This window comes from Gulosibacter hominis, from assembly GCF_904842695.1.
GTDB lineage: Bacteria > Actinomycetota > Actinomycetes > Actinomycetales > Microbacteriaceae > Gulosibacter > Gulosibacter hominis.
Window position 1 is genome coordinate 376715 of the sequence record NZ_CAJGWQ010000001.1, and the last position, 11019, is coordinate 387733.

An 11019-nucleotide genomic window follows, 5' to 3' on the forward strand; every position below is an offset into this window, starting at 1 on the left:
CCCTGCCGAGCCCGCCGCCACCGCCGCATCCTGCCCCTGCGGATTTTTGTTTCCTGACTGCATCCCCGAACAGAGATTTGTTTCCTGGCTGCATCCTGTTTCGGAGATTTGTTTCCTGGCTGCAAAAAGCGTGGTTTCCGGGCAAATGGCACCGAAAACTGCCGATTTGCAGCCAGGAAACAAAAAGCAGGAAACAAAAATCTGAGGCCAGGAAACAAAAATCTGCAGGGGCGCGAGCTGGGCAGGCAGGGGCCGGCAAAAAGCAGAGGCAGGCAGAGAAGGCGCAGGCAGGGCAAAAAGCGGGCGGCTAGGCGCGGGATGCGGGCGGCAGGGGCTGCGACGCGTCGACGCGCCAGTCGATGGGCAGCGCTCCTTGCTGAACCAGCAGCTCGTTGGCGCGCGAAAACGGCCGCGATCCGAAAAAGCCACGGGATGCAGACAGCGGGGATGGATGCACCGACTCGATCGCGGGCACATCCGGCATGAATTGCCGGCAGCGTCGCGCATCATTGCCCCACAGAATCGCCACCAGCGGGCCGCCGCGCTCAGCAAGCGCCCGGATCGCGCACTCGGTCACCGCTTCCCAGCCTCGTCCCCGATGCGAAGCCGGCTTCCCCGGCTGCACCGTCAGCGAGCGGTTGAGCAGCATCACCCCCTGCTGCGCCCAGCGCGACAGATCCCCGTGTTCGCACGCGGGTATGCCGAGATCATCCTCAAGCTCGCGATAAATGTTTTGCAGCGAACGTGGCAGCGGCCGCACCTCGCGATCGACCGCAAAACTCAACCCGATCGCATGCCCCGGCGTGGGATACGGGTCTTGCCCCACGATGAGCACGCGAACACTCGCAAGCGGTTGCTGAAACGCCCGCAACACCCGATCGCCCGCTGGAAAATATCCCCGATTTGCAGCATTTTCGGCGCGCAAAAAGTCGCCCATTGCGGCAATATTTTGCGCCACTGGGGCTAGCGCCGCCACCCAATCGGATGCAATCAGGCCGCGCTCAGCGAGTTCATCCAGCCGCATCCCGCTCATGCAGATTCCGAAGCTCGCAGCGAGGTGAGCGTCACCCGTTCATCGATGACTTCGAACTGCCACACCGACCCGCTGCCGTATAGCGAAAGCTCCCCCGGTTTTGCCACGAGGGCCGTACCCGCGTCGATCGCCACCGCGCGATCGACGATGCCAGCTTCAACGGCTGCCGCAGCAAGCCCCACGCGGCCGGCACCAACCGCATCCGGGATCACCGTAATGTCGATCAGCCCGATCCCCTCGGCAAAATCAAGCTCCGCCGTTTCGAGGGCGGGAGCAACCGGCACCCCGCCGATTGCGTTTCCGCCAGCCCAGGCGATATCGCTCGCAATCGCCGCACCGGCATCGATACCGAAATAGGCCGCACCCTCGTGCGCCAGGCGACGCAAATCCACGACGCGGTGTTCCAGTGCCGTCAGCAGCACGGCCGGGTTATCGCCCGACACCACGATCGTGTCGCAGGTGAGCAGTTCGCCGCCGTCAACGGGTTCCGCCGAGTTTGTCGCGTCGAGCGCGAGTTCGCAGCCGAGCGTGAACCGCGACTGCAGCCGCTCACGCAACTCGGCGTGAGGAATACCGCCGGCGGTGATGAGCGCGAGTCGACTGTGACCGCCATCGGCCTCCCGCGTGAAGCGATCAATCAGGGGGTCAATTTCAGCGAGCGTGCCGCCGCCACAAACAAAAATTGTCACTCCACCACCCTAGTTTGCTGACTCCGACGGCAACAGGATGCGCGGCAAAACAACAGGATGCGCGGCAAAACAGACAAAACAACTACAGGACCCGCAGCCAACCAATTCATTAACCGCCACTTTTCGACACTTTGTGACACACAACTCGCAAACGCGCATCCGCTCATCAACACTGGTGGCAACCCATCAGCTCCCCAGCAATGAATCGCTCGCGAGCCACTCAGCCCCCGCGGCAGCCAACTTGAAAGCGAGAAGGCCAATGACTCAACGTTTTGAAACTCTGCAGATCCACGCCGGCACCCAGGTGGATCCGACAACCAACTCGGTGGTGACGCCGATCTATCAGACCACTGCCTACCAGTTCAATGACGCCGACCACGCTGCCGGGGTGTTCGCGCTCACCGAACCGGGGAACATCTACACCCGCATCACGAACCCCACCACCGCTGTGCTTGAAGAGCGGGTTGCCGCACTCGAGGGCGGTACCGGTGCGCTTGCTGTCGCTTCGGGGCAGGCTGCCGAGCTGTTCGCCATCCTGAACATTGCTCGCGCCGGTGACCATATCGTGTCGTCCACCACCATCTACGGCGGCACCTACAACCTGTTTAAGTACACGCTCGCCAAGCAGGGCATCGAGGTGACCTTCGTGCTCGACCAAAACAATCCTGACGAGTGGCGCGCGGCAACTCGCCCGAACACCAAGGCCTACTACGCCGAATCGATCGGCAACCCCTCGGTGAACTATCTCGACATTGAACTCATTGCGAGCACGGCGCACGAGCAAGGGCTGCCACTGATCGTCGACAACACTGTGGCCACGCCCTACCTGATCCGCCCGTTTGAGCACGGTGCCGATATCGTGCTGCACTCGGCGACCAAGTACCTTGGCGGGCACGGCTCGGTGCTCGGCGGTGTACTCGTTGATGGCGGCAGCTTTAAGTGGTCGGAAAACGCCGAGCGTTTCCCCGAACTCACCGAGCCCGACCCGTCGTACCACGGCATTAGCTACACAGGTGCAGTGGGTGATGAGCTCGCCTACATCACCAAGGCTCGCACCCAGCTGCTGCGCGATATCGGTGCCTCCATCGCACCCGCGTCGGCATGGCAGATCATCCAGGGCATTGAAACGCTTTCGCTGCGCGTGGAACGTCACACGCAGAACGCGCAGGCGGTCGCCGAGTGGCTGAACGAGCACCCGCAGGTAATTGGCGTGAACTACGCAGGCCTGCCTGACAGCCCGTGGCACGAGCTCGCACTGAAATATGCGCCGCTGGGCGCCGGGGCGCTGCTCTCGTTTGAGCTCGCCGGTGGCCGCGACGCTGGCCGTCGCCTGGTCGAGTCGACCAAGCTGTTCAAGCACGTGGTGAACATCGGGGATGTGCGTTCGATCATCACTCACCCGGCTTCGACCACGCACAGCCAGCTCACTCCCGAGCAGCAGCTCGAAAGCGGCATCGCGCCGGGACTCGTGCGCCTGTCGATCGGTATCGAGCACGTGGACGACCTGATTGCCGACCTCGATCAGGCCATCAACATCGCCACTCAGGCGTAAGCGCAACACCCGTGCGTTACCGGGGTGCCGGCCCGCAACGGGTCGGCACCCTTTGGTATTTGAGGGGCTAGGCTGACTTAAGTGCAGTGGAATGACGTGGATGTGCAGCCGATTCGCCAGGGTGCGAATCGGCCCGATGTGATTCGTCCACCGGCTACTGGCGCGTGGCGCGAGGGTGATCATCCCGGTGAGCGGAAGTTTGCACCGCTGGGCACCTTTGATTTTGAGCACGGCGGCAGCGTGCAATTGCGCATGGCCTACGAGACCTGGGGCGAGCTCAACGAGGCCCGCGATAACGCGATCTTGGTGCTGCATGCGCTCACCGGCGACTCGCACATCGACGGTGCCCGCGGCCCCGGACATGCCACTGCGGGATGGTGGCCGGGCCTGGTCGGTGAGGGCGCCACGATCGACACTGATCGCTGGTTTGTGCTCGCCCCGAATATGCTCGGCAGCTGTCAGGGCACCACGGGTCCGGCCGCTATTGGCCCCGACGGCCGTGAGTATGCGGCTCGCTTCCCGATGACGACGGTGCGTGACCAGGTTCGGGCGGCGGGGATGCTGGCCGATCACCTTGGTATTGAGCGTTTCGCTGCCGTTATTGGCGGCTCAATGGGCGGGATGCAGGCAATCGAATGGGGTGTCAGCTTTCCTGAGCGGGTGGCTCGGTTGGCGGTGCTTTCGGCGCCGGCTGCCATCGATGCCACGGCAATTGCGCTCAACCGGTTGCAAATTGATTCGATTCAGCTTGATCCTGCCTGGCGGGGAGGCGACTATTACGATGCTGAACCGGGCGAGGGCGCCTGGCGCGGCCTGGCGTTGGCGCGCCGGCTCGCGATGCTGAGCTATCGATCGGCGAACGAGCTCGATGACCGGTTCGGGCGTTCGTGGCAGTCTTCACTTTCGCCGACCGATGATGGCGGTCGCTATTCGGTCGAGTCGTATCTCGATTTTCACGGCAACCGGTTTACGCGCCGATTTGATGCCAATAGTTACATCACGCTCGCGAATGCGATGAATTCGCACGATATTGGCCGTGGCCGCGGCGGTGTCGAGGCGGCACTGCAGCGGGCCACGATGCCGACGCTCGTGGTGGCAATTTCAACCGACGCGCTCTTTGTGCCGGCCACTCAGCATCGGATTGCTGCCGGGCTACCGAACTCAATTACCGGCAGCCGGGCGCTGGAAATCGATTCGCCCTACGGGCACGACGGTTTTTTGCTTGAAATTAATGCCGTAGGCCGCGCGCTGCGCGAACTCATCAACACGCCCGCCAGCTAGGCACCAACACCCGCCACGCTCGTGGCCGCGCTGGCGCCCTTGCACGCAGCGCCGCCCTGGCACCTGCGTCGCTGACCCTACCGGCTGCGTTTCGAGAATGCCCCGCGTGCCAGATGCACGAGCGACCACACCATCAATCCGGCGACCAGCAGGTTTCGCGCCAGCAGCGTGAACGCGCCCGCCTTCATCCCGTCAACGATTTGCCAGTAGTACCAGGGGTACACAAGCTGCGTGAGTAGCGAAATCGATAGCGCCACGATCGCCAGCGGCAGGAAGCGGCGGCCGTCCCACACGAGCCCGAAAATGATTACCGGTGCCAGCCAGGTGATGAACTGTGGCGAGCCCACCTTGTTGACCACGATGAATGTGGCGACCGCACCCAGGGTGAGTGCGGGCAGCCGGGTGGCGATACCCATCCCCTGTTTTTTGGCGAGCACCGCGAGCCCCATCAGCACCAGCATCATCACGAACATCAAGGGGGTCAGCAGGTCACCGACGAGCTGGGTTCCCGGACCCTCGATTTCTTGGGTGAGGATCTCCTGCGAAAACTCGTTCTTGTAGTACACCAGGCCCAGCGCGTGCAGCATCAAAAAGAAGCTCGCCGCGGTCGATTCCACCTGCAGCCCGCGGTCTCCCTGACCGCTCACGAAGCTCAGCGCGTGCGGGATCGCGTCGAATCCGCCGATTGCGACGACGCCCACCATTACGCTGACGCACACCACAATCGCGCCGAGCACGAGCATCCAGCGGCGCCGAATGGCCACGAAAGCCGAAGCAAAAAGCGCTGCCGGCCACACTTTGGTCCAGGCCCCCAGGGTCATGAGCGCGCCCGCAACCGCAGGCCGAGTCATGACCAGACTCAGGGCAATAATTGCAATCGGCACGGTGATCGCGTCAATTCGGCCGAACGCAATTGTGCCCAGTAGCAGCAGGAAGATCGTCCACCACCAGGCGGCGAGACGTCGCGGCCCGGCGAGCGCCCCGTGCGGGTTGCGGGTGAGCCACCACAGAGCGAGCGAGTCGAGCGCGATAACGATGCCCATCCACGCGTACATATAGCCGCCGCGGCCGCCGAATACATCGGCCAGCCACATGGGGATGAGCGACACGACCGGATAAACATAGTCGCTGTGGATTCCGGGAATGTCTCCGGCAACGGCCTGGTCGATCCAGCCGCGGTAGACGATGGTGACGTCGTTGAAGGGGCCGGATGGATGCCAGGTCGCCTGCCACGCGTAGAACACATGGGTGGCGAGAAATACGACCCACATGACGCTGAGTTCGACGCGTCGCGTCCACCAGCGCGGCCGGGGAAATCTCCGCAGCCCGTTCGAATAGCGCTTGTGTTTGGGCTTGGATGCGATGACGGTGTTCACTTGGCCAGCACCGCCGCCACCACGTTGGGAATCGCGCCAGCCACATCCGAGGCGAGAATCGGGCCGCCGAGCGGGCCATGGTCGAGCATAAGTGCGGGTGCGTGCACGCTCGCGGGTGGGGTTTCGAGCCCGGCCGCGCGTTGGGATGCGAGCCAGCCAGCACGGGCATGCAGCCAGGCTGCGGCTGCAACCACCTGGGGATGCTTGGGGGCGAGCCGGTGCGCGTGGCGGGTTGCCAGCAGTGTGCCGATCACACCGGCGAGCACGTCGCCGGTGCCGGCGGTTGCCAGCCACGAGTTCGGGGTGCGCACCCGCAGGCGCTCGTCACCGCTAACGATATAGGTGTGCCGGCCCTTGAGCAGCACGGTGCAGCCGAGCAGTTCGGATGCGAGCACGGCGGCTTCGCCCTCAGATTCGGCGATTTCATCGGCACTCATTTTGGCCAGGTCGAGTCGTTTGAGCAGCTCTGACAGTTCGCGGGCGTGCGGGGTGACCACCAGGTTTTTGTGTCCGGGCTCTACCAGGGTGAGCGCACCCGCATCAACGACGATGGGCGTGCCTGCGGCCAGCGCCGATCGGTAGAGCGCAGCGCGTTCGTCTTCGCGCGCATCCGGGATGCCCGACCCGATTACCAGCGCACCGAAATTGCCGAGGCCGTGCACCACTTCGGGGCGCACCGCGAGCACCGCGGCAGCCACTGAGGCCGGTCCCGAGTAGCGCACCAGGCCCGCGCCGGTGCGGCAGGCGGCCTGCGCGCTGAGCACAGCCGCGCCGGGATATGTGACCGACCCGGTTGCCAGCAGCACCACGCCACGCGAATATTTGTTGTCTTGTTCGGTGGGTTCGTGCAGGCAGGCGCGCACTTCACCGGCAGTTACCGAGTGCCAGCGTTCGGGTTCGCTATCTGCGTGTTCGGTCATGGCTTGGCCAACACTCTTGCCAGTGTCGGTGTCGAGCGCCGGATGGTCGCCTGATGCACCGGCAGAGAAGTCGTTGAAGTCATGATTCACGCGCGCAAGTTTACCTGTTCATCCACGTGTTTCTGCGTGACTTCCCGCCTGCCGGTGTGGGTTAGGGGTGCCGAGCGGTGGCATCACGCACTTCACCAACGAGTTCTTCGATGATGTCTTCGAGGAAGAGCACGCCCGTGATGGTGCCGTCTTTTTCAACAACACGCACGAGGTGTTTACCGGTGCGACGCATTGAGGCCAGGGCATCTTCGAGCTCGGTGCCGGTGTACACCGACACCAGGGGACGCAGCACTTTTTCGGGGGTGGGTTGTTCGTAGGCGGCGTCGGTGGCGAGTTCGAGCACGTCTTTCAGGTGCACGTAGGCAACCGGGCGGCCTTTTGCGTCGGCGACAACATAGCGCGAATAGCCGTATTCGGCCACCGCCTGCTGCAATTGGTGCGGGGTGAAGCCCGGCGGCAAAAGCACCATTTTGTCGAGCGGCACAGCCACCTCACCAACCTGTTTGGTGGTGAATTCGAACATGTTTGCCAGTGTGCCGGCGTCGTCGAGCAGCACGCCCTCGCGGGTTGATTGCTCAACGATTCCGGCCACCTGGTCGAAGGTGAACGCGCTGGTGGCCTCGGCCTTGGGGGTGACTCCGAACATTCGCAGCACGAGGTTGGCGATCTCGTTGAGCAACCAGATCACGGGTTTGAACATTCGCGCGAAAAACACCAGCGGCGGTGCCAATATGAGCACGGCCCGGTCGGGAATCGAAAACGAGAGGTTTTTCGGCACCATCTCGCCGAACACGACGTGCAGGTAGGTCACCAGCAGCAGCACGATCACGAAGGCCACGGTGTTGACCACTTCGGGTGACATACCGGTGGCGGCCATCGGCACCGCGAGCATGTGGTGCAGTGCCGGTTCTGACACGTTCAAAATCAGCAGCGAACACACGGTGATACCCAGCTGCGAGGTGGCGAGCATGAGGGTTGCGTGTTCCATCGCCCACAGCGCGGTCTGGGCTGCTTTCGAGCCCTGTTCGGCGCGCGGCTCGATCTGCGAGCGCCGCGCGGTAATGACCGCGAATTCGGCGCCGACAAAAAACGCGTTGCACACCAGCAGCACAACCAGCCAGACAATACCCATGAAGTCGCTCATCGCTTTTCACCGCCCTCGTGGTCTGCCGAGCGTTCGCGGCGTAGCCGGTCTTCGTTTGATTCGTAGCTGTCATTGGGCACGAACCGCACCCGGTCGACGCGCCGGCCCTCGAGCTGTTCAACGATCAGTGTGCCCACCGGTATTTCTACCCGGTCACCGATTTCGGGGATGCGGCCGAGTGCCGACATGATGAACCCGCCGACAGTCTCGTAGGGCCCATCTTCGTCGATTTCAATATTGAGCCGGTCACGCAGCTCGTCGGGTCGCAGCAGACCGTCGAAGAGGATGCGGTCGCGGCGGCGGATGATATCGGCGCGTCGAACATCGTGTTCGTCAACGAGGTCGCCAACGATTTCTTCGACCAGGTCTTCGAGCGTGGCGATGCCGGCCGTGCCGCCGTATTCATCCAGCACGATTCCCATCTGATAGCCGTCGGTGCGCAGTTCCGAAAGCAGCTGGTCAAGCGAAATCGATTCTGGCACCATTGGCACGTCAACCTTGATCGCCCCGACCGGCACCGATTCACGTCGCTCGCGAGGCACGGCCATCGCATATTTCACGTGTGCCACCCCGACAACATCGTCGATATCTTCGCCGATGACCGGGAAGCGCGAGTGCCCGGTTTCGATGGCGAGCGCGATGAGTTCCGACACCGGTGCATCCGCACCGATCACAGTGAGTCGCGGGCGCGGAGTCATGACATCGGATGCGGTGTGCTCGCTGAAGCGCAGGGTGCGATTGAGCAGCGTCGCCTTGTCGGTGTCGAGCACGCCCACGAGGGCACTGCGGCGCACAAGGCTCGAAAGCTCTTCGGCGGTGCGGGCGCCCGAGAGCTCTTCTTTTGGTTCCACACCAAACGAACGAATGATTGCGTTCGCCGAGTTGTTAAGCAGCGCCACAAACGGCCGAAACACGGTGGTGAACGCCAGTTGCAGCGGCACGACGATTTTTGCCAGCTGCAGCGGCAGTGCCAGCGCAAAGTTTTTTGGTACCAGCTCACCGATCACCATCGATAGCACGGTGGCGACGACCATGGCGATGATGGTGCCGACACTGCTCACCCATTCAGGAGAGAGCCCGAGCCCTAGCAGCCCGTCAGCCAGCAGCGAGCTGATGGCCGGTTCCATCGTGTAGCCGGTGAGTAGCGTGGTGAGCGTGATCCCCAGCTGGGCGCTCGAAAGGTGAGTTGAGGTTTCTCGGAGCGCCGAAATAATCGGCTGCAATCGCCGTTCGCCAGCCGCCTGCCGGTTTTCGAGTTCGTGCCGGTCGAGATTTACCAGCGTAAATTCGGTGGCAACAAAAACACCGGTACCCGTACAGAGCAGCAGGCCAACGGCCAGCAATAACCATTCCATTTGGCGAAAAGTTTACCCGGCTCAGCTGAGGATCGAACGCTGCGCGCGCCTACCAGCTCACCGGCAGGGCTTTGCCTTCTTCGTAGCCGGCGGCCGATTGGATGCCCACCTTGGCTCGTTCATGAAACTCCGGCAGGGTGCGGGCGCCGGCATAGGTACAGCTTGAGCGCACTCCGGTGGTGATCATGTCAACGAGATCATCGATGCTGGAGCGCTCAGGGTCGATGAGGATTTTTGAGTGCGAAATCCCCTCGGCAAACAACCGCTTTCGGGCGCGCTCATAGGAAGGAAGGTCGGCGAAGCGGCCGTCGACCGCGCGGGTTGAGGCCATCCCGAACGATTCTTTGTAGCGCGCACCGTTCGCATCCGTGAGCACTTTGCCCGGCGCTTCGATGGTGCCGGCAAACCATGAGCCGATCATTACCGCGCTCGCACCGGCAGCGAGGGCGAGCGCCACATCGCGCGGGTAACGCACTCCCCCGTCGGCCCACACGTGTGCGCCGTGCTGTGCCGCCACCTCGGCGCATTCGAGCACCGCCGAAAACTGAGGGCGTCCGACCGCGGTCATCATTCGGGTGGTGCACATGGCCCCCGGCCCCACCCCGACCTTCACGCTATTGGCGCCGGCGCGCACAAGATCGCGGGCGCCGGCACCCGAGACGACGTTTCCAGCCACCAGTGGCACCCCAATTTCGGCTTCGCGCACCTTTTCGAGCGCCTGCAACATGCTGCCCTGGTGCCCGTGTGCGGTGTCGAGCACGAGCACATCGGCGCCGGCTTCGCGCAGCGTCCGGGCACGACCGACCACGTCTCCGCGCAACCCCAGGGCTGCCGCAACCCGCAACCGGCCGGTGTCGTCAACCGCCGGCGGGTAGATCGTGGTGCGCAGCGCATCCGTTTGCGAGAGTCCACCGACCAGTTCGCCGTCGCGACGCACCGCCACGAAGTCGTGCCCGGCGCGTTCGAAAAGTTCAAATCCTTCACGGGGGTCGGCGAGCTCGGCCGCATCTACTTCGGGAGCGGCGAGATGTTCGAGATCGCCCACGCGCGCATCCTCGGGCATGGGTGCAAATGCCGCAGCATCGACAATCGCGACAATTTCACCGCCGCGCATAATCCCCACCGGTGTGCCCGCAACCGGCGGCACGGTTGACAGCAGTTCGGCAACGGTTGCATCCGCTGCAATTTCAAATGGCGCCGCCCAACCGGTGGGCTGCCGCTTCACCCAGCGCAATTGTTCGGCTACGGCGTCTTCGGCGAGGTCCTGCGGCAGCACCGCGAGTCCCCCGCGCCTGGCGAGTGCCGCGGCGAGCCGCTTGCCGGTGACCGCGTTCATATTGCTTGCCACCAGCGGGATGCGCATCCCGGTGCCGTCAACCGTGCTGAGATCCACCCCCAGTCGCGACCCGACATCGCTACGCGAGGGGACCAAGAACACATCCGAATAGGTCAGGTCGTATTGGGGTTGAGCGCCATAGAACTGCATGTCTCCAATGGTATGAGCGAAGTCTTTAGTGATAGTCAAAGCAACCACGGCCAACGATTCGATTCACCTGCAAGGAAGCTGTACTTCGACGTCAAGAAGACCCGTTAGGCTTGCCCAATGAACAGGGGCCGA

Annotated in this window: 9 protein-coding genes; 2 read left to right on the top strand and 7 right to left on the bottom strand. The window is 63.2% G+C overall.

The genetic code is table 11. The features are described from left to right. Positions 1-307 precede the first annotated feature (307 nt). Together JMV54_RS01745 and JMV54_RS01750 are read right to left on the bottom strand one after the other, a co-directional pair. A complete protein-coding gene (locus tag JMV54_RS01745) occupies positions 308-1033 on the bottom strand; it encodes a uracil-DNA glycosylase (RefSeq protein WP_201517139.1) in 726 nt (241 codons plus the stop codon). Further along, complete coding sequence (locus tag JMV54_RS01750; protein ID WP_201517140.1) at positions 1030-1722, bottom strand: type 1 glutamine amidotransferase family protein; 693 nt, start codon at positions 1720-1722, stop codon at positions 1030-1032. The genes JMV54_RS01745 and JMV54_RS01750 overlap by 4 nt, the downstream gene beginning before the upstream one ends. 259 nt (positions 1723-1981) lie before the next feature. Between JMV54_RS01750 and JMV54_RS01755 the strand changes: the two genes are divergently transcribed. Together JMV54_RS01755 and metX are read left to right on the top strand one after the other, a co-directional pair. Then, on the top strand, positions 1982-3274 hold the full coding sequence (locus JMV54_RS01755) for a bifunctional o-acetylhomoserine/o-acetylserine sulfhydrylase (protein ID WP_201517141.1): 1293 nt from the start codon (positions 1982-1984) through the stop codon (positions 3272-3274). An 81-nt stretch (positions 3275-3355) separates the two neighbouring features. Further along, a complete protein-coding gene (gene metX, locus JMV54_RS01760) occupies positions 3356-4555 on the top strand; it encodes a homoserine O-acetyltransferase MetX (RefSeq protein ID WP_201517142.1) in 1200 nt (399 codons plus the stop codon). A gap of 77 nt (positions 4556-4632) precedes the next feature. Here the strand turns inward: metX and JMV54_RS01765 are convergent, their stop codons facing one another. The 5 genes from JMV54_RS01765 to guaB1 all read right to left on the bottom strand — a co-directional run bounded on the left by JMV54_RS01765 (position 4633) and on the right by guaB1 (position 10887). Continuing rightward, positions 4633-5931 (bottom strand): DUF2029 domain-containing protein, encoded by a 1299-nt coding sequence (locus JMV54_RS01765; RefSeq protein ID WP_201517143.1) that lies wholly within the window; start codon positions 5929-5931, stop codon positions 4633-4635. After that, positions 5928-6941: an ADP-dependent NAD(P)H-hydrate dehydratase gene (locus JMV54_RS01770; RefSeq protein ID WP_230972649.1), complete on the bottom strand. Its 1014-nt coding sequence runs from the start codon at positions 6939-6941 to the stop codon at positions 5928-5930. The genes JMV54_RS01765 and JMV54_RS01770 overlap by 4 nt, the downstream gene beginning before the upstream one ends. A gap of 61 nt (positions 6942-7002) precedes the next feature. Further along, positions 7003-8046, bottom strand: coding sequence for a hemolysin family protein (locus JMV54_RS01775; RefSeq protein WP_201517144.1), 1044 nt, complete (start codon positions 8044-8046; stop codon positions 7003-7005). Then, complete coding sequence (locus JMV54_RS01780) at positions 8043-9401, bottom strand: hemolysin family protein (protein WP_201517145.1); 1359 nt, start codon at positions 9399-9401, stop codon at positions 8043-8045. Before JMV54_RS01780 ends, JMV54_RS01775 begins: the two co-directional genes overlap by 4 nt. Before the next feature lie 49 nt (positions 9402-9450). After that, on the bottom strand, positions 9451-10887 hold the full coding sequence (gene guaB1, locus JMV54_RS01785; RefSeq protein WP_201517146.1) for a GMP reductase: 1437 nt from the start codon (positions 10885-10887) through the stop codon (positions 9451-9453). Between the last annotated feature and the right edge of the window lie 132 nt (positions 10888-11019).